The sequence below is a fragment of the Actinopolymorpha cephalotaxi genome (assembly GCF_013408535.1).
GTDB lineage: Bacteria > Actinomycetota > Actinomycetes > Propionibacteriales > Actinopolymorphaceae > Actinopolymorpha > Actinopolymorpha cephalotaxi.
This window is the reverse complement of the sequence record NZ_JACBZA010000001.1, coordinates 4,698,540-4,722,263: the sequence shown is the minus strand read 5'-3', so window position 1 is coordinate 4,722,263 and position 23,724 is coordinate 4,698,540. Positions and strand designations below refer to the sequence as shown.

The following is a 23,724-nucleotide window of genomic DNA, read 5'->3' as shown; positions in this document are numbered from 1 at the left end:
CATGACCGCGCCGAGCTCGTACGCATGTCAACCGGCGGTTGCCGCCGTCCCGCCGACGGCGTCCGCCGACCTGCTGCTCATGCTGCTCGCGGACGGCAGGCTGCCCACCTCCGGCCACACCCAGTCCGGAGGTCTCGAACCCGCACTCGCGAACGGCCTGCATCCGCACGAGATCCCGGCCTACTGCCGCAGCCGGCTCGCCACCGTGACGCTCGTCGAGGCCGCCGTCGCGGTGGTGGCGCGGGCCCAGGTGCTCGCCGGCAACGGCGTGGACGAGACGGAGAAAGCGTGGGCCGCACGGACACCCAGCCGGGCCCTGCGCCACGCGTCCCACGCGCTCGGCCGCGGATACCGACGGCTTGCGAGGCAGGTGTGGCCGGCTGTCAACCCGGACCTGACGGGGCGGCGTGACGTCAGCCGTCCAACGGTCCTGGGAGTGATCGCCGCGGTCACGAACCTTCCCGCCGACGCGCTGGCGCGACTGGTGGCCTACGACGACGCCCAGACCGTCGTCGCCGCCGGGCTGAAACTCGCGCCGTCCGACCCCGCCGTGGCGACGCTGCGGGTCTACGCCCTGCACGAGGAGATCGAGGCACTGGCCACGCGGGTGGCCACGCTCACCGATCCCGACGACATCCCGGCCTGCTCCGCACCGCTGATCGAGGCCTGGGCCGAACATCACACCCGTACGACAAGGAGGCTCTTCCATGCCTGACACGCCTTCCACCCAACGCGCGTTCCGGCTGGGCGTGTGCGGACCCGTCGGCACCGGCAAGAGCTCGATCATCGCCCTGCTGTGCAGGGAACTCGCCGGCGAGCTCGCCCTGGCTGTGGTCACCAACGACATCTACACCGACGAGGACGCCCGCTTCCTGCGGGCGGCGGGCGTGCTGGCGCCGGACCGGATCCGGGCGGTGGAGACCGGCGCCTGCCCGCACACGGCCATCCGCGACGACATCACCGCGAACGTGCTGGCGATCGAGGACCTGGAGGACGACTTCTCACCGCTGGACGCCGTACTCGTGGAGTCCGGAGGAGACAACCTCACCGCGACGTTCTCGCCCGCCCTGGTGGACGCACAGATCTTCGTCCTCGACGTGGCCGGAGGCGGTGACGTCGCCCGCAAGGGCGGACCCGGCATCACCGGCGCGGACCTGCTGGTCGTGAACAAGACCGACCTCGGCCCGCACGTGGGCGTCGACGTCGAACAGATGGTGGCCGACGCCGCCGCCTCCCGCAACGGCCGGCCGGTGGTGGCGCTGTCCCGGCACGACCCCGACTCGGTGCGAGCGCTGTGTGGGTGGGTACGCCTGACCCTCGCGCGGTTTCGTACGGAACTTTTCGTGGCAAGCGATCCCGGCCCGATGGCACCGCACAGCCACGGCTTCACCGTGCACACCCACACGCACGCTCACCCGCACGCGTCCGTCGTCGACCCCGAGTACCGGTCCGGGGCAGCGTGAGCCCGACCCGGATCGTGCTGTCCGCCGACCGCAACGGCGGCTTGCCCCGGCTGGAGCTGTCCACGCCGAGGTCGTCCGGAGGTGGTGGGACCTTACGCACGAGGCTTCTCGACCTCAGCGCGAACGGCGCGCGGGTGGCGCTCGTCCAGGACGGAGCTTTGCTGCTGCGCGGTGACGAGGTGGAGATCGACGTCGTGGTAGGCCCGGGCATGCGGCTCGAACTCGTCGAACCCTCCGGCACCGTCGCCTACGCGATGCGCGGCGGCTCGGCGTCCTGGCGCGTCGACGTCACGGTGGAGTCCGGCGGCACGCTGCTGTGGCAGGGAAAGCCGTTCGTGGTCGCCGAAGGAGCAGACGTACGCCGATCCACCCACGTGCGGCTCGCCGAGACAGCCGCGCTGGTCCAGCGCGAGACCCTGGTGCTCGGGCGGACCGGTGAGGCGCCCGGTGCCCTGGTCAACAGCTGCCGGATCCGGCGGGGGAGCACGCCGGTGCTCGCCGAGGACCTCAGGCTCGGGCCCGGCGCTCCGACAGTGGGTGTGCTCGGACCGCATCGTGTCGTCGACACGGTCCTCGCCCTTCTGCCTGAAGACGCGACTGACGCGGCCGGCCTGTCAACCGCTGCTGACGTACCGACTCATCCAGACGTGCAGGCGTACGACCTGGCGTACGGAGGAAGGATATGGCGAGGCGTGGCCGGGTCGGCCCACACGGTGTCGCTGTCCGCGGTGTGGCAGGCCCTCACCGCGGACAGCGTTGCAGAGAACGGCTACGCCTGTGTCGGCAGGTCACCGACCGGGCAGTCCGCTACACCCACCGTGTCCCTCGTCAGCGCCTCCACCTGCTTACGTGCCAGCCCGGGATCGGTGACCCAGGTGCGGTAGAAGTCGAACGGGCAGTCGGCCACGCCACCGTCACCGTCACCCGCCGCGTGCACTCCGGTGTAGCCGCGGTGGAGCAGCTTGAAGAGGTGGTTCTGGGATTGATCGTTGCGGCGGGCGTCGCGGATGGCGGACACCGACAGCTGGGCGTACTGGATGCCGTAGTCCTCCTCGCCGCACTCGCCGAGGGTCCGGCCGTCGAAGCCGATGATCGCGGAGTGGCCGAAGTAGGAGTACACCCCGTCGAACCCGCTGGCGTTGGCCACCGCGACGTAGCAGTTGTTCGCCCAGGCCATCGCCTTGGCCATCAGGACCTGCTGCTCCGCGGCGGGATACATGTATCCCTGCGGCCGGACGACGAGCTCGGCGCCCTTCATCGCGCAGTCCCGCCAGATCTCCGGGTAGTTCCCGTCGTCGCAGATGATGAGCGAGATGCGCAGACCCTTCGGTCCCTCGGTGACGTAGGTGGTGTCGCCGGGGTACCAGCCCTCGATCGGCGTCCAGGGCAGGATCTTGCGGTACTTCTGCCTGATCTGTCCCTGGTCGTCGATGAGGACCAGCGTGTTGTACGGCGGCTTCACGGGGTGGTCCTCGTGCCGCTCGCCGGTGATCGAGAACACTCCCCAGGTACCGGCCGCCCGGCACGCCTCGCCGAAGATGTCGGTCTCGCGCCCGGGAACGACACTCGCGGTCGCGAACATCTCCGCCTCGTCGTACATGATCCCTTGGGTGGAGTACTCGGGGAAGACGACAAGGTCCATGCCGGGCAGGCCCTTCTTCATGCCGACCACCATGTCGGCTATCCGGCCGGCGTTGTCGAGGACCTCGTCGGTGGTGTGCAGGCGGGGCATCTTGTAGTTGACGACCGCGACACCAACGGTGTCGGGGCTGGAGGCGATGTCGCCGTGACGCATGGCTGTCCTCTCCGGTGGGGCTCGCAGGTTGCGCGCTCAGGTGGGGCTGCCCACCTTGGGGGTTCCGAGCAGGACCGGGCCCGCCGAGGGAGTGTCGGACCGCTTGCACTCGTCGTGGCACTCCTTCTCCAGGCTGCAGCACAGGCTGCACACCAGCGAACTGTTGAAGGAGCAGTCCGCCACGTCCGGCCGCTCGTAGGCGTGCCCGCAGGTACCGCAGGTGAGCGCCTCGGCGGAGTCGACGTCCCCGGCCGCCGGGCCGACGACGAGGTTGGTCCTGGCGAGGTAGTAGCGGCCCTTGGTGATCCAGGCCAGCAGCGGCGACAGGACCAGTGCGGTGACGAGGGCGATCAGCGGGCTGAACGCGTACGTCCAGCCGTCGCCGAAGACCTTGAAGAACGCGAGTACGGAGATGATCGAGGCGACGGCCATCGACCCGAAGCCCACCGGGTTGATCGCGTACAGGTAGGCGCGCTTGAACTCGATGTACTTCGGGCTCCAGCCCAGCGGCTTGTTGATCAGCAGGTCCGCGCACACCGCGCCCACCCACGCGATGCCGACGTTGGAGTAGAAGCCGAGGATCGTGTTGAGGAAGCTGAACATGTTCAGCTCCATCAGCAGCAACGCGATGCCGACGTTGAGCCCGACGTAGTAGACGCGGCCCGGGTGCCGGTGAGTGATGCGGGAGAAGAAGTTCGACCAGGACAGCGATCCCGAGTACGCGTTGGTGGTGTTGATCTTGATCTGGCTCATGATGACGAACACGGTCGCGACCGCGACGGTGGCGCCGCCGAGCCAGGGCTTGATCGCCTCGGCGTACTGATGGATCGGTTCGACGGCATCCGCCGCACTCGAGCCCAGCTTCAGGGCCGCCACCGCAAGCAGCGCTCCACCGAGCTGCTTGGCTGCCCCGAGGACGACCCACCCCGGTCCCGCGACGGTCGTGGCGATGTTCCAGGCGCGCCGGTTCTGCGCGGTCTTCTTCGGCATGAAACGCAGGTAGTCGGCTTGCTCGCCGATCTGTGCGATCAGGCTGAGCGCCACGCCCATGCCCAGACCGAAGGCGTGCCAGGAGAATCCGCCGTGCGCACTGTCCAGGCCGGCGAAGGAACCCAGCTCAGCGAAGGCCGACGGATGGTTCACCGCCACCACCACGAACGGCAGCACCAGAAGGACGAGCCACAACGGCTGCGTCCACACGTGTAGCTTGGCGAGGGCCTTCATCCCGAAGACCACGATCGGCACGATCAGCAACGACGAGATCAGGTAGCCGACGGGAAGCGGAATCCCCAGGGCGTACTTGAAGCCCTGCGCCATGATCGAGCCTTCGAGGGCGAAGAAGATGAACGTGAAGCTCGCGTAGATCAGCGAGGTCAGCGTCGAACCCAGGTAGCCGAATCCGGTTCCCCGGGTCAGCAGGTCCATGTCCACGCCGTACTTCGCGCAGGCGCGCGCAATCGGGACGCCGGTGACGAAGATGATGGCCGCCGCGGCGAGGATCGCGGTGATGCCGGACGCCGCGCCGTTGGTGAGCACGATGGACGCGCCGATGGCGAAGTCGGCGAGGTAGGCGATCCCGCCGATGGCGGTGGTGGCGACAACGAACGGTGACCATGTGCGAAACGACAACGGTGCGTATCGCAACGAGTAGTCCTCGAGCGACTCGTTGGCCGCCGTCTTGCCGTAGGTCCGCTGCCGGCCGACGTGCGCACCTGCCGGTACCAACGGTTCGGGCGAGAGTTCCTCGGCCGCTTCGGCAGCCTCGGTCGGGTCCGGGATGGAGGACATCGAAGTTCCTCTCGGATGTGCCGCCTCGAAAGGGTGCGGCGAACTGTCGTACGGACCTCCAACGACGCGACCCTGCGCCCCTGTGGTGGCACCACCGTCGTGCAACATCCGCTCAGGCCGGTGACGGCGTGATTAACTGCTCGTAACGTGGTTCCGGGGTGTGCGGGAGCCGCGGTCACCAAGGGCATCGCGTCGCGGTCGAAGAAGCCGAGCAGTAGCGCTCGCCGGACTCCCCACACGCCCGGACCACCGCGCGTTCGGCGGACATCGAGGCGGCCGCGCCCTGGTTGGCCGCCTCGACCCCTGTCAGCGGCAGGGTGCTGGACGGCTCGGCGTGGGCGACGAAGGCCTCCGGGGCACCCGGCGCCGGCCTGACAAGTGTCACTTGACGGATGATCCCGAACACGTCGTCGACCAGTCCGTCGAACGCGCCCAGCGCCGGCGCCAGCTCCCTTCTGAGCGCCGCCGTGCCGGTGCCGGGCCCGGTGCCGGGCCCGTGCCGCTCATTCGTCGTCTCCGGCGAGGACGCGGGACCGGAACGCGGCGTCCCAGCCGAAGCGACGAGGTCGGGCCGGGTGGCAGGCCGGACAGGTGGGCACCCGCCGTACGGACCGCAGCCGGGTCTGGGCCTCTCCCTGCACGAGCTCGACTACGGCACCCACCGTCTGGGACGGAAGGGACAGAGCGACGGTGCCGGCCTCGAGGGAGAACAGAGACGTCGCCGCGCGCAGGAACGCCGGGTGCACCGGTGCGGGCGACGGTACCCCGTCGGTGCTGCGGCGCAGAGCTTCGAGCACCCTGTCTCGGCGGCACCGGCGCGCGAGCATTCGCAGCACAGTGCACTTCAGACAGGCGGTCGCGCCGGGAAGCACGAGCGGCCCGATCCTGGCGACCGGTCCCGACACCTGGCCGAACAACATCGGCAGGCCGGCCTCCAGGCCCGTCTCGCTGACGACCCGGCCGAGTGAGGCAGCCCGGATTGGAGAGGAGTTCGATCCGTCAGGGGTCGTCGCGTGCCGGCGTCGGAGGAGTCGCCGCCGTAACCAGGTCGCCCACAGTTCAAATCATTCTCATTGTGGCCTTGGCGTTTCTGGCATCGGTGCCACTCGCCCCACCGCATTCGCGGCGAAGTCGTCGACCGCATCGGTGACGGTGGCGGCGTCGGCCGATGGCACTTCGACCCTCATCGGTGGGGTGACGATGAGCGGGAAGGCCGCCGTCCCAGCGGGCGGCCCTGTAGGTCACGGTCGACGGAACCGGCGTCAGCGGTGCGGTGGTCGTCGAAACGCGGGGTACATGGCAGCGGTACGTCTACGTGGGGGCCGTGGGAATGTTCCGCGTCAAAGAGTCTTGGCCGGGGAGTACAGCATGTACTTCCTTTATCCTGGCCCATTTGTCTTTTTTTGCCCCTTCCGGCTGTGCAGCGAACATTGGCGTACCTACTACTTTGGGAGGTGTCGTCGGTTCGTCGGTTGGGTACGTCGCATAAGCGTATGAAATGCCGTACGGCCAGGTGGAGATCAGTGTGGATGCCCAGATCACTGTCCGGGTCGATGGCGAGTCCCGATCGCTGATTGTGGATACGCGGACGACGTTGTTGGATGCCCTCCGGGAACGGCTTGGTGTGACCTCGCCGAAGAAGGGTTGTGACCACGGTCGGTGTGGTGCGTGCACGGTGCGGAGATGGCCCGTTCTGCTCGGCCCACCCTCGACGACCTGGCCGCCGCCGCCAACGCCCGCCGCGGCGGAGTCTTCCCCCGCCGCATCACCATCTGGGTCACCGACGAGCGCGTCGCGCGGGCCGCCGCCGCAGCCATCCAGGGCACCAACCCTGATCCGCTGCGTAACCCCGGCCGCCACTGACGGCGTTAACCAGGAAACAACCGCACCCAACTCCAGCCCGCGGCTGGCGGCCGTGACCAGCGAACACGGCCGCCACGTCGGGGTGCCCTGGCGGGCCCGGTGAGCAACACGCTCAAGGTCGGCACTCCCTCAAGAAGTGGGCCGACGAGCTCACGGCCCTCGACGAATTCGCGGGCGCCGGCGGCTCCAGCCAAGGCATGGGCCGAGTGCCGTGTCTCCGGCTGATCTTCGCCGCCAACCACAACAAGGTGGCCATCGCGAGCCACCAGGCGAACTTCCCCGACGTCGAGCACTACGACGGCGACATCCGGCGCACCGACCTCACCCGCTTCCCGTACGCCGCGTTCTTCTGGGCGTCCCCGGCCTGCCCGGACTGGACGAACGCGAAAGGCAAGAAGCGCACCTTCGACAAGGCCAACCGGGTCAGCATCTTCGGCGACGAGGAAGTCACCGAGGAGGAGGCCCGCGCCATGCGGTCCCGGGCCCCCATGGACGAGTTGCCCCGCTACCTGCGTCACTGGCACGACCGCGGCCGACCCGTCCTCGCGGGCGTGGTGGAGAACGTCATTGAAGTGCGCCACTGGGGGAACTGGAAGGCGTGGGTCGGCGAGTTCCACGAGATGGGCTACGAGACCCGTGTCATCGCCTACAACTCGATGCACGCGGACGCGCCCAAGTCGAAGCGGGCGCCGCAGTCGCGGGACCGGGTTCTACTTCGCCTACTGGCACAAGATGCTGGCGCGCAAGCCCGACTGGGACAGTGGCTCCGCCCGTCCGCGTACTGCAAGAGCTGCGACACCAACGTCAAGGCGATGCAGGTCTTCAAGAACCCGGGCCAGGACATGGGCCGGTACGGCATCCAGTACGTCTACCGCTGCCCGCACAGCACCTGCCGCAACCAGATCGTGGAGCCCGACGTCATGCCGGCGCTCACCGCGATCGACTGGAGCATCCCGGGCATCCCGATCGGGCAGCGGAAGAAGCCGCTCGTGCCCGCGACCATGGCGAGGGTCCAGGCCGGCCTGGACCGCATCTACGGCGCCGAGCTCACCCTCGACATCCCCACCACCGGTGGTGTCGACGAGCTCAACCTGGCCATGTCCCCACCGATCCCCATGCCAGTGCAACGCGCGGCCCGCGCCGACGGCAAGCTGCCGTAGCTGCCGTTCATCGTGGAGAACCGCAACCACGGCGAAGCGCGACCTGTCACCGAGCGATTGGCCACCATCACCGCCGGAGGCAACCACCACGGCCTGGTAACCCCGCCCGCGGGAATGGTCGTCCGCAACAACACCGCCGAAGGTGGGGTCGTGAGTGCACACCCGCTGCAGTCAGCGGCCACCGAGCCCGCCATGCCGGGCATGGAGGCCATCACCCCGAAGGTCGCGCACGAGGTCCGCTGGTGCCGGCAGCGGGCCACCGACCACATGGTTGGCGGGCCGATCCCGGAAGAGTTCGAGCGTCGGATTCCGGTTCACCTGGCCGAACGAGGCGCAACTGCAGGAAGGGATCGCCGCGGCGCTGGCCAGCCGTGGTGTCCCCGCCGAGCGCGAGGTACGCCTGTCCGGCCGTGACCGGATCGACCTGGCCGTCGGCAACGTCGGCATCGAAGTCAAGGTCGCCGGAAACGCCGCCAACGTCCGCAGGCAGCTCACCCGCTACGCGGCCAGCGACCAGCTCGAGGAGCTCGTCCTGGTCACCACCAAAGCCGCGCACCGCGGCATCCCCGAGGAGATCGGAGGCAAGCCTGTGCACCTCGTCTGGCTGTCGGGGGTGATCCAGTGACCGCCACCGTCACCCACATCGACGAACAGGTGAAAACCTACGGTGAGCTCCGCCACGGGGATGGCCACTGGGGTATCCGCGCCGAAGCGCACGTGATGATGCGGCTCAAGCGGATGTTCCCGTCCGCGAAGGGCGCCGGCGCGATCGCGTACCTGTCGGACACGATGGAGATGGCCCGCGACATCCAGTGGTTCACGATGCGCTACCCGCTCGTCATGTCCGACGAGACCCGCTTCTACCTCGAGCAGCGGGCCGACCAGCACCGGTCGTCAGACCGAGCCGGTGAACGCTGAGCAGCAGGCGCCGCGGGTTCCTCGACACCGCGGCGGGCGGGCTGGTCCAGCAGCTCTCCGCCGCCACCAGGACAGCCACCCCCGACAGTGGTTCTGCCGAGGTCGAGCCGGCTCCGCCCGGCCCGGCCGGGGTGGAGTCGGTCGATACCGGGTCGGCCGAGCTGGAGGCGGGTGGCGGGGAGCCAGGCGAGGCTGCCCGGCCCGCCGTACCTCGCCAGACGCGCGCAGACCAGGCCGGGCAGCGCACCCACCGCTGACACGTCGCCAGTAGGCGCCCTCACGGCCGACCTCCGCCGCGGTGGCCCTCGCCGAACGGCAGCGAAAGTGACTCTTGACAAGGCATCCCGGCCAGCGGAAGCTACTTGAACCTGATCTTGCTGGTTCACGCCAGAGGGCGGTGGGGGATGCACCAAAGTGTCCTTGGCTTCATATTCCTGGAGAAATGCAACTTCCGCTGTCGCCACTGCTGTAACGAGTCGCATCCACGCGCCGAAGGGCGCATGAGCCCGGCCGAGATCGTTCGGCACATCAGAGAAGTCGCACCCACCGGTGAGTTCGCCGAGGTGGGTATCAGCGGCGGCGAACCGTTTCTCTTTCCCGGAGACCTCCACACCATCGTCGCCGGCGCCCACGACGTCGGACTCACCTCGTCGGTGACGACGAACGGTTTCTGGGGTGTGACTCCGGATGCTGCGGCACGGGCCCTTCGGCCACTCGTCTCCCGCGGGCTCGCGGCGGTCAGCATCAGCGTGAGCAGGTTCCATCTCGAATACGCCAACACAGGAAGGCTTCTCAACGCCGCCGGGGCCGCTCTGGACGCCGGTCTGGAGGTCCGTGTCAACGTGGTCCGAAGCCGCACCTTCGGGGTCACCGACGCCCACCGACTTTTCGGTGACCTGAGCAGGCGGCTCACGTTCGTCACGATGCCGCTGATTCCGGCAGGGCGGGCTGCGCGCGAAACCGAGACCGAGAACCTCCCGGCACAGCCAGGCGGTTTCGGCGGAAGCTGTGCGGAGTTCTTCACCAAAGTGGCGGTGACACCAAACGGTGACGTGTATCCGTGCTGCTCACCCGGTGGTTTCACACCCCCACTCCGCGCGGGAAATGTCGGCGAAGAATCACTGCCGACCATCATCGAAAAAATGCGATCCAGCACCCTTCATCGCGTTCTGAAAGGTGTGGGCCCCGCATTCTTCGTGCCGTTCATCGGGGCGCGACTTCAGCGGGACCTCGCCACAGAACCATTTGTCGACCAGTGCCACCTGTGTCAGACGATCATGTCCGACGCGGCGATGCGGGCAGTGGTCAACGACGCTCTCCAGCAGCTGGAGAGTGAACTCGGTGAGCTCGGCATCACGTTCGAGGAACTGGAGCGCGAGTCTCACCCGGCAACGGGTTGAACCCGTCGGTATCAGGGAGGAGCAAACGTCATGGCTGACAAAGCCACCCGCGACGTCGTGCGGAGCCTGGACCTGAACGCCGAGCAGCAGTCGGCGCTCGGAGAGGTCATCTCCGCCTCCGTGGCGGTCAACGTCTACCGCCAGCTCGGCACTCAGGCGGCCGACAGCAGCGGCTGCAACATCATCGGAAACTGCAGCTCGTGCTCGAAGCTCGTGGCCGACGCCATCAACGGCTGACCGGGGACTGAGCACAGGATCAGGCTGGCATCTCTGCGAGTCGGAAGTGCGTAGCCGGCACTTCCGAGGCGTGCCGCCGACCCGGCCTCTGCTGGGTCGGCGGCACGACGCGGAAAGGATGAGGATTCATGAGTGAGGACGTCATGCCCGACAATGCGGATGGCCCGGGCCTGGACCTGGTAGTCACCGATCTCAGCGACGCGGAGCGCGCGGTCGCGACCCGCGCGATCGAGATCTACCAAAAGTTGGAACAGTCACAGGGCTTCGACAGCGCGCCGGGATGCTGCTGCTCGGCGGTAGGTGAGACCGAGGCCGTAACCGCGGGGAGGTCCGGCGGCTTTGCCGAGGGAGGTTCCGCATGACGACCACGGACGGGACCGGCCGTCCCAAGCTCCGCGACTACCTCCACGCGAGGACACTCGACGACGCCCTGCTGATCCGCGGCGGCGCGACGACGGTCACCCTGCGGGGCCGATCGGTCTCCGAACTGCTGGTGCCCCTGCTGCCGATGTTGGACGGCCGACGATCGGTGGACGACCTGCACCGCGAGCTTCCCTGGGTCGAGCGCGACGTGTTGGTCGGGGCGCTGGAGATCCTGCGGTCCCACAACCTCCTCGACGACGCACGCCCAGTGGTCACGCCGGCGCCCCACGACGACCACGCCGGTCAGCGGTCGTACTGGACCTCACTCGGGGCGGATCCGAACACGGTGGAGAACGACCTGTCCCAGGCGACCGTCACGGTCGTCGGGCTGGGCGAGACAGGGCGTACGGTGGCGCGGGTTCTGGCCGCCTCCGGTGTGGGCACCCTCCGACTTGCCCACGACGGCATCGCCCGGCCGGAACAGGTGACGGGCGACGGACACGCCCCGCCCTCACAGGTGGGCACCTCGGTGGAGGTCGCAGCCGAGTGGCCGGGTCCCGGAAAGGCCCTGCCCGCCGACTGGTTCGAGGGTGCCGCGGTCGTCGTCCAGTGCGCCGAGACCCGGACCGGTGAGCTCACGAGCATGCTGAACGACACCGCGATCTCGACCGGGACCCCGTTCCTTCAGGCGACCATCGGGGCCGACCACGCCACGGTCGGCCCGTTCGTGGTCCAGGGCCTGTCCGCCTGTCACGAGTGCTTCCGGCTGAGGCTCGCGAGCAACAGGTCCCTGCTCGACGACGCCGTGGGCACTCCGGTCGACCTGGGCCGGGAAGCCACCGGGACACGTTCGTCGGGCGTAGCGATCCCGGCCTTCTTCTCGGACCTGGTGGGCGCAACCGCGGCCGGTGAGGTGGTACGGCAGTTGAGCGGCGTACTCCGGCCCACGACGCTCGGCGGGTTCGTGAGCTTGAATCCGCACCAGGCCACCACTGTCCGCCACGAGGTGCTGAAGGTGCCTCGTTGCCCGGTGTGCGGGCCACGCAGGTACCGCCCACAGATGAAGATCTGGGATCTCGACCCGGCAGGTAGCGAAGCCGCGGACGGGCACAGATGACCGAAACGCCGCTCACCGAACCGTTCTCCGTCGCCGGCCTGCGTCCCGTTGGCTGGTCACAGCCACGAGACGCGATCGCCAAGGCACTGCGACTGGTGGACTCCGACAGCGGGGTCATCCGCACGTTGTTCGAGAGCCCGATGAACCCCGACACTCCCCAGGTCTTCGGCTACGGCAGCATCCTCGCCGACACCACCGCGTTCGGCGTGGAGGACTTCGGGACCCTCAACGGCTCGACGTCCACCTCGAGACAGCAGGCCGCAGCCGGCGCACTCGGCGAGGCCGTCGAACGATACGCGGCGCGGTTCGTGCCCTACGGCGACCTGGTGTGGGCCTCCCCAGCCGAGCTCGGTGAGAACGCGATCGACCCGGTCGACCTCGTGCTGTACGACGAGGAGCAGTACGCCCGCCCGGACTTCCCGTTCCGCGAGCCAGCGCGCGCCGACATTCTGCCGTGGGTGGAGGGACACTCCCTCACCCGGAACCGCACCGTTCTCGTTCCGGCCGAGGCTGTCTTCATGCACACCGTCCACGCGGGCTCGCGGGGATTCGTCCAGCAGACGACCAACGGGCTGGCATGTGGCAACACCAGGGAGGAGGCGGTCCTGTCCGGACTGTACGAGGTGGTCGAGCGAGACGCCTCGATGCTGACCTGGTTGCGTCGCTCGGAAAACCCCACGCTCGACCTCGGGACAGCGAAGGACCCCGGCCTGCTGGCCGCGCAGCGCCTGTTCGAGACCGCGCGCATGCGGGTGCGCCTGGTCGACATCACCACCACCGGGATTCCGGCGGTGCTCGCCATGACCTGGCTCCGAGGCCGGAACAACGGTGTGCCCGTGGTGTCCTCCGCTGCCAACCTCTCCCTGCAACGCGCCGCTCGCAGCGCGCTGGAGGAGCTGGCACAGTGCGTGCCGTGGGTCATCTCGATGCTCGACCGTCCTGGCGGCCGGCCGCGCAAGCCGCTGGACGCGCTGACAAGCACCGAGGACCACGTGCTGTGGATCGTGGAGCCGGAACGACGTCACCTGGCCGACTTCCTGCTGCGTTCGACGCAGACCGTCATGCTGGGCGACGAACCATTCTCCGCTGCCGACGTGCTGGGCGAGATCAGGGAATGTGTCTCCCGCCTGGCGGCTGAGGAACTCGAGGTCGTCGTCGTCGACGTGACCACGCCGGACGTCGCCGAAGTGGGTCTGTCGGTGGTGCGAACACTCGTTCTGGGATCGATCCCACTCTATTTCGGCAGTGGCCTGTGGCGGGCGGGCCCGCGCGCCCGGGCGGCGCTGGGCGCCGGCATCAACCACTGTCCGCACCCCTTCCCGTGAACCACGACCACCGAAGGAGCCGGCCATGATCGACCTGGAGTGGTCCACCGACGGCGGCCTGGACCACCACTTCGACTCACTCGCCGAGCTGTACCACGAGAACAGCAAGACGCGCCGCCGGCCGGGTGCGAGCGGCCCAACGGCCGAGGCGATCCAGGCGATGTCGCACGGGTTCAAGGTCTACGCGAACTCACCGTCGACACCGCTGCCGCCGCCCGCGCTCTTGCCGCCAGGTTCGGACTCCCTCGGGCACGCACTGCGCACGCGCCGGTCGGTTCGCCGCTACGAGCAGGGACCGCTGCCGATCCGGGTACTCGGCGACGTGTTGTTCTCCGCGTACGGAATGCGCGACCCGGAGCTGCCTTTCAGGACGGTGCCGTCGGCCGGTGGCCTCTACCCGCTCGAGCTCTACCTCGTGAACCTGGAGGCCGGCGAGCTGCCGGTCGGTGCCTACCACTACGACTTGCGCCGCCACAGCCTTGACCTGATTCCCGATCATGGACCGGTGGCACAGCTTCGCGACTGCATCTTCGTGCCTGAGGCAGGCGAGACGGCCGCAGCGATGATCGTTATAACCGGCGTCTTCGGTCGTAGCCGGATCAAGTACGGCGAACGCGCCTACCGCTTCGCGCATCTGGAGGCAGGACACGTCGGCCAGAACATCGCGTTGACCTGCACGTGCATGGGAATCGGGTTCTGCCCGTTCGGCGGATTCGTCGACGACGAGGTGAACAACCTGTTGAACCTCGACGGTGTGGACGAGGCCGCCATCTATCTCGGGACTCTCGGGCTGCTGTCACGTAGCAGGGACGCGGGTTCCACAACCGAAGAGGAGGTTCTTCGATGACGGACACGTCACCAGCGCGGCGCGTGGTCGGCGAACTCGACCTCACCGTCGAGCAGCGCCGGGCACTGGCCGAGGCCGCCGTATCCACCGTCGCGGTGGAGGTCTACCGGCAGCTGCAGATGCAGGGTCAGGGAACCGACGACATGGCGGGCAGCTGCGCGATCATCGGAAACTGTTCCGGGGGACCGGGCTGCGACATCATCGGGAACTGCTCGTCGTCGAAGCTGGTTTCCGTCGAGGAACTGATCTGACGGTCGGCGTGTGCGTCCGAGCGCGAGCGGCGAGCATAGCCGCACCTGGCAGGATCGTCCGGCATGAGCCGGACAGCGGGGGGTACGCATGCGGTCGATCTCGCCGGCGACCAGGTGACCAAACGGTTCCCGGCATCCGACGGCGGGTGTGCCGAACGTGAGTGGCGTGCCCTCACGCTGCTGCACGAACACGCGTCCGGCCTCGCACCAGAGCCGCTGCCCATGCAGACGGTCCATACGGCGGTGCCCGTCGACGCGCTTCGACAGGTCCCGGTCCGCCCCGGCCGGCAGGCCGGCCTCGTGACACAGGTTCGGCGGTGGACCGCCGAGTCGCCGGCGCTCGTCGACGGCCGAGTAGGACATGCACTGTCGGCCGGGCTCGCGTGGCTGGAACGGTCCGGACTCGAGGCGGACGGCCCGACCGGCGTTCGGCCGGTCTTCGGGCCCGGAGACGGCAACCTCGCCAACTATCTGTGGGACGGTCGCCGGGTACGGATCGTCGACTTCGAGGACTCCGGCCGCAGCGACCGGGCCTTCGAGCTCGCGGAGGTCACCGAGCACGTGCCCGCCCTTCACCGCGCAGGCCCCGGCCCTCACGCGACAGGCCCGGGGAGATGATCATGCCTGGCAACGCCCACCCGCGTAGTACGAACTGTCCAAGAAGCGAGACACGGCCAACCTGCGTGGTCCGCCGCTGTCGTTCACGGGGTGCGCCCGAAGTCAGTTTTCCTGGAGCACCCAACGCAGAGGTGACAGGCGACTGACCTGACTCGCCATACCCAGGAACTTGAAGTCGACGGTGGCTATGTCGACGATCTTCAGTCGTTCTGCCATCGCGAGAACTGTCGCGTCCACATAGCCGAGCGGCGCAGCTACCAGTTGACTGACGAGTTCGGCCGCACGTTCACGGTCGGCGGGCGTGGGGTCGAGGATCTCGAAGTTTCCAGGTCTGCTGGTCAGAACGTCCAGGAGACGGGCTTCCAGGGCGGGTCCGTTACGCACATGGTTGCGCAGGAAACCGCAGGTCTCACCCAGCACTGGTTCTGGCAACGCCAGAGTTCCTTGCCACGACCCGAGCAGGCGGATGCATGCGGCGTGATGCCGGTCCGCGACGTTGTAGCTCGCGATCAGACGTCCCGAGTCACAGATGAGAGTGTTCATGCGCTGCGGCGTGCAGCCTCGATCGCCTCGACGATCTCATGGTCGCGTCGCGAAGCGGCCATGAGTTCCCGGTATCGGGCAGAGAGGTCCTCGTCGAAGGTGGCAAGGCCGACCCACGGGAACCGCTCGCGTAGTGCGTCGATGTCGACCGATGGCTCCTCTGGCATGGCGTCAATGTAGCCGACCCGCCTCGCGTTGTCGCCGGACCTGACAGCGGAGAGCGGCGATTCGGGCCCTGTATGTTACACGCGGTAATCGAGGGCTGGGGGAGCTAAGACACGCAGAAGGCCCGCGGCCGCCCGGGTCGTAGCTCGTCCCGCGTCACACCAGCGGCGGGCGAAGAGCACGGAAGACGATCTCGTGTACGGCGCTGGCGCATCCCCAGGCGAGGCTGACGCCGGCGCCGCCGTGGCCGTAGTTGTGGATGAGGACGCCGCCACGTCGGCCTTCGACGTCGAGGCGAACCTTTGGCCGGGTGGGGCGGAGTCCGACACGGTGGCCGAGGATCTCGACATCGGCGAGGCGTGGTTCGAGTGCGTGTCAGCCTGAGCCGAGTGAGGGTCGGCTAGGTGAGTAGGTAGGTACGGAGGAAGGCCGACACGTCCCCGGGGTCGCCGTGGCTGTTCTCCGGCGCGTGCTCGTGGCCGAGGATTCCCGAGTACGCGTCGTACGCCTTCCACTTCAGCCGTTGAGGAGCCCGCTCTCCGTACGACGCGGGATACTCCACCCAGGTGACGGTCGACACCCGTGGGATCGGCCGAGCGGTCAGCATGTCGTTGAGTACGGCGGCGACACCCTGCTGGTACCACAACGGCCAGTTGTGGATGTAGAGCGGGGAACTACTCCAGTTCGGATCACAGAAGCCGACGATCTCCACCTGCAGAACGTAGTCGCGGTTGGTCCTGATGCCACCGGGGTCGTCGGCGAGGGCCGTGGCGCGATACGCGAACGACACGTGTTGCCAGCAGTGCACCTGGTCCACCTGGTTCGGGTCGGGCCCGACGGTGACGTGCGGAGAGAACCCGCCGTTGACGTACGCGGCACGTGCCACCTGGTATGTCGCTCCTTCGGTGGTGTGGAGCAGCAACTTCCAGGTGGGGTTCTTCTCCTCGTCATACGGTGCGTCGGTCACACCGGGGATCGGGTCTCGATCTGCGTAGCTCAGCCAGTCGGTCATGATGATCGCCACACTCTTCGAACAGGCGGCGTACTGCTGCCGGAAGTAACTTCATTCGAAGCATGATCACCACAGAAGTCAAACCCTCCCCCCGATCGGGGGGAGGGTTTGCGGTTTGCCTCTCGCGGGCCGGTGTACACCGGCCGCCGGCGTCCTCAACGGCTGCGCTGAGCTACGACTTTCCGCGGCCGGGCAGGTGATCCTTGGTGTAGGTCACCAGCTGGTTGACGCGCTCGACCGGCTTGATCCGGTCGTTGGCGGCCACGGCCGCGTCGCGCACGATCCAGACAAGCCTCAGGGCGGTGGCTCCTCCGGCTTTCGCGGCGGCCTGGCCGGTCTTCGCTGCTACCCCGCCGGCCTTCTTCGCGGCCTCGCCACCGGTTTTCGCGGCCGCACCACCGGTGTTCGCTGCAGCACCGCCGGCCTTCTTCGCAGCCGCTCCACCGGTTTTCGCTGCTGTCCCACCGGTCTTCTTCGCAGCAGTCCCGCTGGTCTTCTTCGCGGTCTTCCCGGTGGTTTTCGCAGCTGTCCCACCGGTTTTCGCGGCGGTGGCTCCTCCGGCTTTGGCGGCGGCCTGGCCGGCTTTCAGCGATTCGGGCGTGGCCGACTTCTTGGCCGTCTTCTTACGTGTGCGGGGTCGGGTCGGCTTGGCGTCGGGCTGTTCCATGTCACCGTCCTTCTGGATCAGCTGGTTACCCCGTGCGCTTCGTGGTGCGTGTGATGGTCCAACGTAGCCGGTGTCCAGGTTGATGTCAGAAACGCCGGATACACAGCGGCCCGGCCACCCCCGAGAGGGCGGCCGGGCCGACGCGCGTTTGTCGTACTTATCAGGAGGCGTCCGGGGCGACGATGACCGGGAGCTCCTTCTCGAACATGTCGGCGAACGTCAGCGACGGCAGGATCTTGCCCTGCGGGCGGGCTGCGTCGGCGACGCCGGCGGCCCAGGCGGAGGAACGCAGCCGCTGGTTGGGCGTGCCGTGGTGGCCGTCGTTGGTGAAGGCGCAGTCACCGACCTCGTAGAAGGTCTTCTCGGCCTGCAGTACCCGCTTGGTGTTGAGCGAGAGCCCACGGGCGTGGGTGGCGAAGTAGGTGCCGAACGCGTCCGCCATCAGCTCGGTACGCCGGGTCGCCTCGGGCCCGGTCAGCGGGGACTCGAACAGGTTGTCCTCGAACTGCACGTGGTGGCCGAACTCGTGGCCCATCACCGCGCGCGGCCCGACGTCGCCGATGCCCATGGCGTTGAGTGCGTCGACGATGCCGTCACCGAAGATCAGCTTGTCGGGGACACCCTTGACCAGCGGGTCGGGGTCGCCCTCGGCGGTGAACGCGAACGCGTTCAGCGTGAACAGCGGGTTGTTGCCGTGGTCGAACATCCCGCTGTCGACCGCGGCGGCGATCTCCTTGGCGTTCTGGTCCGCCTCGGCAGGGGACTGACCGAACGGTTCGCCGAGCGGCAGCTGCAGTACCCGGGACACAGCAGCCGGGTCACCCATGATGCTGCCGTGCATCGACATCAGCTGGATGTCGCCGGACTGGATGTCCCAGAACCGCTTGACGTCCCGGAACGTGTGGGTCAGCTGAGTCCGGTAGTCGCTCCGCAGGGCGTAGCGGGAGTCGGTGGGCGAGCCGTACAGCAGTGCGTCGTACGTCGGGATGTCGAGCATCTCGGTGTGGGCGACGAGGAACTTGAGCTCGTCCTTCGACAGGCCGTTGATCAGGCCGTCGATGTAGGTGTCGAAGTCGGTCGGTCCGCACTGGTAGTCGCCGGGGTCGATGGCCCGCAGTACGGCGGCGCGGGCGGGGGACCGGTCGATCCCGAACCGGTCGGCGGCCTGGTCACCTGTCGCCGGCGCGGTGCGGGTGGCGGTCTGCGCGACGGCAGCGGCCGGGGCGGCGGTGTGGACGGCGCCGGTGCCGGCGAACGCGGCCGTGGCCGATCCGACCGTGAGGACGATGCTCGCGCCGAAGGCGGCGAGGAAGCGGGGTGACTGCTTCAAGAGGAAGTCTCCTTCGTACTGGCGCGGCGACATGCGGCCGGAGAACGAAGGGACAGGGAGCGCTGGATCTCTCAACGCGAAGAACCCCCCGTGCAACCGGCCCTGAGGACCTGTTGGTCCTTCGGGTCGTGCGCGAGCAGATAGTGCATCGCATTCGAGGCGTTTGGCAAGAGTTCCGGTCGAACCGGACATCGCCAATTGAAGCCCGTCGAAGCCGGGCTGTCCGTTTAGGACCGAATTGCGTACGACGACCAGCCCGAAGCGTCAGACGTGGAGCTGCTCAGGTCCCAGCGTGAGGCCGGCGGGCGAAGAGCACGGCGATGCCGGGAAGACAGGCGATGAGGGTGAGGACGCCGTACGCGACGGAGATGGCCACACCCTGACGGGCGCCGAGGCCGACGGCCCCGAAAGCCAATGCCAGAAAGGCTTCCCGAGGACCCCAGCCACCGACGTTGAGCGGCAGGCCCATCACCATCAACGCCAGTACGGCGATCGGGACGAGACGGCCGAGCGGCACCGGCGACTCCGAGACCCGGGCGGCAACCACGAACATGCAGACGTGCCCGACGAGGGTCCCGACCGACAGGGCGACGACGGCCGGCGTGGTGTGCTTCGACAGCAGGCCGGCGCGTACGACCGCGGCGGTACGTACGGCACGGCGCCAAGCCGAGGTTGACGTTCCCCACCGCGCCCAGGCGGCGAGTGCCGGCAGGACCCCGAGCAGGCCGAGGCCGACGGCGGCGATCCACCAATCCGACAAGGGCAAGGTGCCCGTCGCGGCTGCGAGCATCCCCGACTGGGTGAGGAGAACGCCGATTCCGACGGCCGCGAGTACGACCTGACCGGCGGTGCGCTCGAGGACCACTGCCCGCACTCCCCGGCCGAGGTCACCGGACTGCCGGCCATGGCTGACCGCCCGGTGCACGTCGCCGAGGACGCCGGCAGGCAGCACCGAGTTGAGCAGGATCGCCCGGTAGCAGTCGGCGACGGCCTGCCGCAACGACAACGGCAGACCGAGACCGCGCGCGACGACGCACCATCGCCAGGCGCCGAGAACCGTTGTGCACATGCCGATTCCGAGGGCGGCGAGCACCGACCAGACGTCGACCCCACGTAGACCGGCGACGAACGGTCCGGTGCCGAATCGCCGGACGAGGACAGCCAGGATGCCGATGCCGACGAGCGGGCGGAGCCACGTCCACACCCGCCGTCCGATCGAAGTGACCGGCGGAGTCGGCGCGACCGACGGGCCCGGTGCGACCGGCGTGCTCTGCGCAAGCTGGGGCGTCATGGCGACGGCACCGCGAGCAGGTCGGCGTGGCCGACCGTGACGTACAGGTCGCCTCGGGCACAGGAGGCGAGCCGCGCGGCGACGTACGCCTCGGCATGTGGGGCGAGGTCCGGCCGCTGTGCGCAGGCCGCCTCGACCCAGCCGCGCAGCCATTCCTCGGCGAGCGGCGCCTGGTCCGGCCCGCGCCGCCACGGGCTCGGCTCCAGGCGTACGACGAATCCGCGGCGCTCGAACGCCTCGACGGTGAAGGCGACGGCGTCGGGTCCCAGCAGCCGGCGGCCGCCGACGTCGCGCCGTTGGTGGTCGTCGAAGGCGGCGGCGAGCTCGCTGTCGAGGGGATCGGCCGGGTCGAGGTGTACCGAGCCCGTCACGGAGATCGTGAACAGCACGGCGCACCCGGCACCCACACAGGCGGCGGCGAGCCGGTCGACCTCCTCGGCCGTGAGCAGGTCGAGCAGCGCCGACGCGGTCACCAGGGACGTACCCGCGAGGTCGGCAGGCTCCAGCGCGGTGAGATCTCCGACGGACGACCCGACGATCAGGGGAGTGCCGTCGGCATCGGTCCCGGTGACCTCCGCCGTCGCCCGGGCGAGCAGCTCCGAGTCGTGATCATGGAGGACCCAGTGCTGCGGCCCGGGCAGCCGGCCGGCCAGCCACCGCGGCAGCCCTCCGGTCCCGGAGCCGAGGTCACGAATCACGAGGTGGCCGACCCGACTCAGCCGCTCCCTGAGCGCGTCGACCAGGGCCGTGGCGCGGGCGTCGGCGTCGGCGCGCTCGCGCAGGGCGAGCCACTCCGGAGCGACCTTCGACTGCCCGGCCGTGCTCAGCCGGGCTCCCCAGCGAGCAGTTCCAGGACGTGGGCCATCCGCCGCGAGGTCGCCTGCCACGGCGACAGGATGCCACGGCGTGATGCCGAACCCGCAGAAGGCCTCCAGGCGCTCGACCTTTACTTTGAACCATCTCCCCGGTTACCTCGTGTCCCTTGTCGGGGCAGGCATGAAGGAGGCGGACCGGTCGGGTTCGCGAGTCGAGCAGGATGGTTCAAGATCGAGATGGGCGATATCGGTGTCACGCGGCGGTTCGCCGGCCCCCGTGCCGGTCGCCCGGTCACGCCGACCCGGGCGTTCCGCCGGGATCTCGCCGTCGCGGCCGTGGCCGAGGTCGCGGTGCTCGTCCTGCTGTGGCTCCACCCCGGCCTCGGCCTCGTGGGCCGGCTCGCGGGGCTCGGCTTCATCATCGGCGCCGCGGGGTTCCTGGTCGCCGGGTTCAGGAGTACGCCCAGCCGCACGTGGACGCCCGCCGACCGGGTGACCCTCACCCGGCTCGTCCTGATCGGCGCCGTGACGGCACTCGTGGCCGACCGGCTGGGCGGCAGCCTGACCGACAGGCTGTGGGTACCCGCGCCGGCCGTGATGATCGTCATCGCCTCGGTCGCCCTGGTGCTCGACTCCGTCGACGGCAGGGTCGCCCGCCGGACCGGCACCGTGACGGACTTCGGCGCGCGTTTCGACATGGAGTCGGACGCCTTCCTCATCCTGGTTCTCAGCGTCTTCGTCGCCAGGTCCCTCGGTGCGTGGGTGCTGGCGATCGGAGCCATGCGGTACGCCTACGTGGCGGCAGGCTGGGTGCTGCCCTGGCTGCGTTCGCCGATACCGCCGAAGTACGTCCGCAAGGTGATCGCCGCCATCCAGGGTGTCGCCCTCGTCGTGGTGAGCGCCCACCTCCTTCCCGGACCGGTCGAGGTGGGTGTGGTGGCCGGGGCGCTGGCCCTCCTCGTCTGGTCGTTCGGCGAGTCCGTCTGGTGGCAGTGGCAGCACGGGCGTTCGTGAGGAAGGGCACCGGATTGTCGATCTTCGTACGCACGCGGCGGGCCGCCGGCTGGACGACCAGCGCGCTCGCCGCCCTGCTGGTGCTCGGCTGCCTGTTGCTGCCGAGACACCTGTGGGAGCTGCGGCCGACCACCTTCGTACGCATCCCGTTGGAGGCGATCTTCGGTGCCGCCCTCCTGCTCGCGCTGCCGAGGAAGGGGAGGCGGGTCGCTGCGATGCTGGCGGGTGTCGGCCTCGGCCTGCTGACGTTGGTGAAGCTCCTGGACATGGGCTTCGACGCCGTTCTGCAACGATCCTTCAACCCGGTGCTCGACTGGGGCCTGTTCGCCGACGCTGTCGGCTTCGTGAGGGACACCGCCGGCGACGCCGCGGCGGTCGGTGCCGTGGTCGCCGCGGTCCTCCTCGCCCTGGGCATCCCCACCGTCCTGGCGCTGGCGATGGTGCGGCTCGTCGATCTCCCGGCCGGCCACCGGACGGCCGCGACCCGTACGGCCCTGGTCCTCGGCACCGCCTGGATGGTCTGCGTGATGGCAGGTGTCCAGGTCGCGGGCGCGCCGGTCGCGACCGTCAGCGCCGCAGAACTCGTCCACAGCCGCGCCCACCTGGTCGTGGCGACACTGCGGGACGAGCAGGCGTTCGCCAGGGAGGCGAGCGTCGACTCCTACGCCGCCCACACCCCGCCGGACCGGATGCTCACCGCGTTGCGGGGCAAGGACGTCATCTTCGCGTTCGTCGAGAGCTACGGCCGGGTCGCGGTCGAGGACCCGCAGATCTCACCGCGGGTGGACGCGACGCTCGCGGAGGGTACGAAGCGGTTGCGGGCAGCGGGCTTCTCCTCGCGGAGCGCCTTCCTCACCTCGTCGACGACCGGGGCCGACAGCTGGCTGGCCCACTCCACCTTCATGTCCGGACTCTGGATCAACAACCAGCAGCGCTATCGGACGGTCACCGCGTCCAGCGACCGCCTGACCCTCACCGGCGCCTTCCAGCGCACCGGAGCCTGGCGTGATGTCGGCGTCCTGCCGGGAACGACCCGCGCCTGGCCGGATGGGAAGTTCTACCACTTCGACAAGCTCTACGACGCGAAGTCGCTTGGCTACAAGGGTCCCGCGTTCAGCTGGTCGACCATGCCCGACCAGTACACCCTGTCCGCGTTCGAACGCCTCGAGCACGGCCGGAAGCACCGCGGGCCGTTGATGGCCGAGGTCGTCCTGACGTCCAGCCACAATCCGTGGGCACCTCTGCCGTCAATGGTCGGCTGGGACGAGGTGGGCGACGGCTCGGTCTACGACGCCATCCACAAGGTGGGCAGGAATCCCAAGCAGGTATGGAAGAACGCCGACCAGGTACGCACCGAGTACGCCCGCTCGATCGGCTACTCGCTGACCAGTCTCCTCACGTACGTGGAGAAGTACGGCGACAAGAACACCGTGCTCGTGTTCCTCGGCGACCACCAGCCCAACCCGACGGTCACCCGGCACTCTTCCAACCGGGACGTGCCGATCGCGATCGTCGCCCACGACCCGGCCGTCATGGCCCGAATCTCCCACTGGGGTTGGCAGAACGGACTCGACCCGAGCCCAACGGCTCCGGTCTGGCGGATGGACACCTTCCGCAGCAGGTTCCTGACCGCGTACGGATCCGGATCCGGACCCGGACTCGCTGCCGCGCCGGCTCGGCCTGCCCACTGACGCCGCGGGTGCCGGCCGGGAGCGCGGTGGGTGTGCGCCAGAATGAGCCCG

At 68.8% G+C, this 23,724-nt stretch carries 27 protein-coding genes and 2 pseudogenes; 18 read left to right on the top strand and 11 right to left on the bottom strand.

Annotated features, from left to right (window positions below; translation table 11 throughout):
- The first annotated feature begins 1 nt into the window (after position 1).
- From FHR37_RS20885 to FHR37_RS20875, 3 genes are read left to right on the top strand one after another with little or no spacing between them, the layout of a single operon-like run.
- The gene (locus FHR37_RS20885; RefSeq protein ID WP_237769056.1) at positions 2-715 is read left to right on the top strand and encodes an urease accessory protein UreF; all 714 of its coding nucleotides are present in this window, start codon (positions 2-4) and stop codon (positions 713-715) included.
- Positions 708-1,463, top strand: coding sequence for an urease accessory protein UreG (gene ureG / locus FHR37_RS20880; protein WP_092888202.1), 756 nt, complete (start codon positions 708-710; stop codon positions 1,461-1,463). The genes FHR37_RS20885 and ureG overlap by 8 nt, the downstream gene beginning before the upstream one ends.
- Positions 1,460-2,347, top strand: a complete 888-nt coding sequence (locus FHR37_RS20875) for an urease accessory protein UreD (RefSeq protein WP_092888205.1) — start codon at positions 1,460-1,462, stop codon at positions 2,345-2,347. The genes ureG and FHR37_RS20875 overlap by 4 nt, the downstream gene beginning before the upstream one ends.
- Here the strand turns inward: FHR37_RS20875 and FHR37_RS20870 are convergent.
- From FHR37_RS20870 to FHR37_RS20855, 4 genes are all read right to left on the bottom strand, one after another.
- On the bottom strand, positions 2,233-3,258 hold the full coding sequence (locus FHR37_RS20870; RefSeq protein WP_092888208.1) for an aliphatic amidase: 1,026 nt from the start codon (positions 3,256-3,258) through the stop codon (positions 2,233-2,235). The genes FHR37_RS20875 and FHR37_RS20870 overlap by 115 nt on opposite strands.
- Positions 3,259-3,294: 36 nt before the next feature.
- The gene (locus FHR37_RS20865) at positions 3,295-5,046 is read right to left on the bottom strand and encodes a purine-cytosine permease family protein (RefSeq protein ID WP_237769057.1); all 1,752 of its coding nucleotides are present in this window, start codon (positions 5,044-5,046) and stop codon (positions 3,295-3,297) included.
- Positions 5,047-5,221: 175 nt separating this feature from the next.
- On the bottom strand, positions 5,222-5,431 hold the full coding sequence (locus FHR37_RS20860) for a hypothetical protein (RefSeq protein ID WP_139239157.1): 210 nt from the start codon (positions 5,429-5,431) through the stop codon (positions 5,222-5,224).
- 118 nt (positions 5,432-5,549) lie between these two features.
- The gene (locus tag FHR37_RS20855; RefSeq protein WP_092888214.1) at positions 5,550-5,966 is read right to left on the bottom strand and encodes a TOMM precursor leader peptide-binding protein; all 417 of its coding nucleotides are present in this window, start codon (positions 5,964-5,966) and stop codon (positions 5,550-5,552) included.
- Positions 5,967-6,544: 578 nt separating this feature from the next.
- Here FHR37_RS20855 and FHR37_RS31880 point away from each other — a divergent pair.
- The 13 genes and pseudogenes from FHR37_RS31880 to FHR37_RS20790 form a co-directional block, all read left to right on the top strand.
- Positions 6,545-6,715: pseudogene (locus FHR37_RS31880) on the top strand (2Fe-2S iron-sulfur cluster-binding protein); the annotation flags it as partial.
- Positions 6,716-6,729: 14 nt separating this feature from the next.
- Positions 6,730-6,909, top strand: coding sequence for a hypothetical protein (locus FHR37_RS31875; RefSeq protein ID WP_175542771.1), 180 nt, complete (start codon positions 6,730-6,732; stop codon positions 6,907-6,909).
- Between the two features lie 167 nt (positions 6,910-7,076).
- Positions 7,077-8,069 (top strand): annotated as a pseudogene (locus FHR37_RS20840) (DNA cytosine methyltransferase); the annotation flags it as partial.
- Positions 8,070-8,340: 271 nt separating this feature from the next.
- Positions 8,341-8,694, top strand: coding sequence for a hypothetical protein (locus FHR37_RS20835; RefSeq protein WP_092888220.1), 354 nt, complete (start codon positions 8,341-8,343; stop codon positions 8,692-8,694).
- Positions 8,691-8,987, top strand: a complete 297-nt coding sequence (locus tag FHR37_RS20830; protein WP_092888223.1) for a hypothetical protein — start codon at positions 8,691-8,693, stop codon at positions 8,985-8,987. Before FHR37_RS20835 ends, FHR37_RS20830 begins: the two co-directional genes overlap by 4 nt.
- Positions 8,988-9,391: 404 nt before the next feature.
- Entirely contained in the window at positions 9,392-10,387 is a 996-nt protein-coding gene (locus FHR37_RS20825) for a radical SAM protein (protein WP_092888226.1), read from the top strand.
- Positions 10,388-10,417: 30 nt separating this feature from the next.
- Positions 10,418-10,624, top strand: coding sequence for a hypothetical protein (locus FHR37_RS20820; RefSeq protein ID WP_092888229.1), 207 nt, complete (start codon positions 10,418-10,420; stop codon positions 10,622-10,624).
- 128 nt (positions 10,625-10,752) lie between these two features.
- Positions 10,753-10,986 carry a hypothetical protein gene (locus FHR37_RS20815; RefSeq protein ID WP_092888232.1) on the top strand — a complete coding sequence of 78 codons (234 nt, stop codon included), beginning with the start codon at positions 10,753-10,755 and terminating at the stop codon, positions 10,984-10,986.
- The gene (locus FHR37_RS20810) at positions 10,983-12,104 is read left to right on the top strand and encodes a TOMM precursor leader peptide-binding protein (RefSeq protein WP_092888235.1); all 1,122 of its coding nucleotides are present in this window, start codon (positions 10,983-10,985) and stop codon (positions 12,102-12,104) included. Before FHR37_RS20815 ends, FHR37_RS20810 begins: the two co-directional genes overlap by 4 nt.
- Positions 12,101-13,429, top strand: coding sequence for a YcaO-like family protein (locus FHR37_RS20805; protein ID WP_092888237.1), 1,329 nt, complete (start codon positions 12,101-12,103; stop codon positions 13,427-13,429). The genes FHR37_RS20810 and FHR37_RS20805 overlap by 4 nt, the downstream gene beginning before the upstream one ends.
- Positions 13,430-13,454: 25 nt before the next feature.
- A complete protein-coding gene (locus FHR37_RS20800) occupies positions 13,455-14,276 on the top strand; it encodes a SagB/ThcOx family dehydrogenase (RefSeq protein WP_092888240.1) in 822 nt (273 codons plus the stop codon).
- Positions 14,273-14,527: a hypothetical protein gene (locus FHR37_RS20795; RefSeq protein WP_139239159.1), complete on the top strand. Its 255-nt coding sequence runs from the start codon at positions 14,273-14,275 to the stop codon at positions 14,525-14,527. Before FHR37_RS20800 ends, FHR37_RS20795 begins: the two co-directional genes overlap by 4 nt.
- 63 nt (positions 14,528-14,590) lie before the next feature.
- Positions 14,591-15,145 carry a phosphotransferase gene (locus FHR37_RS20790; protein WP_202818342.1) on the top strand — a complete coding sequence of 185 codons (555 nt, stop codon included), beginning with the start codon at positions 14,591-14,593 and terminating at the stop codon, positions 15,143-15,145.
- Positions 15,146-15,247: 102 nt separating this feature from the next.
- Here FHR37_RS20790 and FHR37_RS20785 read toward each other — a convergent pair whose 3' ends face one another.
- The 7 genes from FHR37_RS20785 to FHR37_RS20755 all read right to left on the bottom strand — a co-directional run bounded on the left by FHR37_RS20785 (position 15,248) and on the right by FHR37_RS20755 (position 21,040).
- Positions 15,248-15,688 (bottom strand): type II toxin-antitoxin system VapC family toxin, encoded by a 441-nt coding sequence (locus FHR37_RS20785; protein ID WP_092888246.1) that lies wholly within the window; start codon positions 15,686-15,688, stop codon positions 15,248-15,250.
- Positions 15,685-15,855 carry a hypothetical protein gene (locus tag FHR37_RS20780; RefSeq protein WP_175542776.1) on the bottom strand — a complete coding sequence of 57 codons (171 nt, stop codon included), beginning with the start codon at positions 15,853-15,855 and terminating at the stop codon, positions 15,685-15,687. Before FHR37_RS20780 ends, FHR37_RS20785 begins: the two co-directional genes overlap by 4 nt.
- A 398-nt stretch (positions 15,856-16,253) precedes the next feature.
- A complete protein-coding gene (locus FHR37_RS20775; protein ID WP_139239160.1) occupies positions 16,254-16,820 on the bottom strand; it encodes a hypothetical protein in 567 nt (188 codons plus the stop codon).
- A 217-nt stretch (positions 16,821-17,037) separates the two neighbouring features.
- Positions 17,038-17,532: a hypothetical protein gene (locus tag FHR37_RS20770; protein WP_175542777.1), complete on the bottom strand. Its 495-nt coding sequence runs from the start codon at positions 17,530-17,532 to the stop codon at positions 17,038-17,040.
- 160 nt (positions 17,533-17,692) lie between these two features.
- Positions 17,693-18,862, bottom strand: a complete 1,170-nt coding sequence (locus tag FHR37_RS20765; RefSeq protein WP_139239162.1) for a neutral zinc metallopeptidase — start codon at positions 18,860-18,862, stop codon at positions 17,693-17,695.
- A 280-nt stretch (positions 18,863-19,142) separates the two neighbouring features.
- Complete coding sequence (locus tag FHR37_RS20760) at positions 19,143-20,153, bottom strand: lysylphosphatidylglycerol synthase transmembrane domain-containing protein (protein WP_092888262.1); 1,011 nt, start codon at positions 20,151-20,153, stop codon at positions 19,143-19,145.
- Positions 20,150-21,040 carry a hypothetical protein gene (locus tag FHR37_RS20755; RefSeq protein ID WP_202818343.1) on the bottom strand — a complete coding sequence of 297 codons (891 nt, stop codon included), beginning with the start codon at positions 21,038-21,040 and terminating at the stop codon, positions 20,150-20,152. Before FHR37_RS20755 ends, FHR37_RS20760 begins: the two co-directional genes overlap by 4 nt.
- A gap of 165 nt (positions 21,041-21,205) precedes the next feature.
- On the opposite strand from FHR37_RS20755, the gene FHR37_RS20750 reads away from it, so the two are divergent.
- Both FHR37_RS20750 and FHR37_RS20745 read left to right on the top strand, forming a co-directional pair.
- A complete protein-coding gene (locus FHR37_RS20750) occupies positions 21,206-21,982 on the top strand; it encodes a CDP-alcohol phosphatidyltransferase family protein (RefSeq protein WP_092888265.1) in 777 nt (258 codons plus the stop codon).
- Positions 21,955-23,673: an alkaline phosphatase family protein gene (locus FHR37_RS20745; protein WP_202818344.1), complete on the top strand. Its 1,719-nt coding sequence runs from the start codon at positions 21,955-21,957 to the stop codon at positions 23,671-23,673. Before FHR37_RS20750 ends, FHR37_RS20745 begins: the two co-directional genes overlap by 28 nt.
- Positions 23,674-23,724 lie beyond the last annotated feature (51 nt).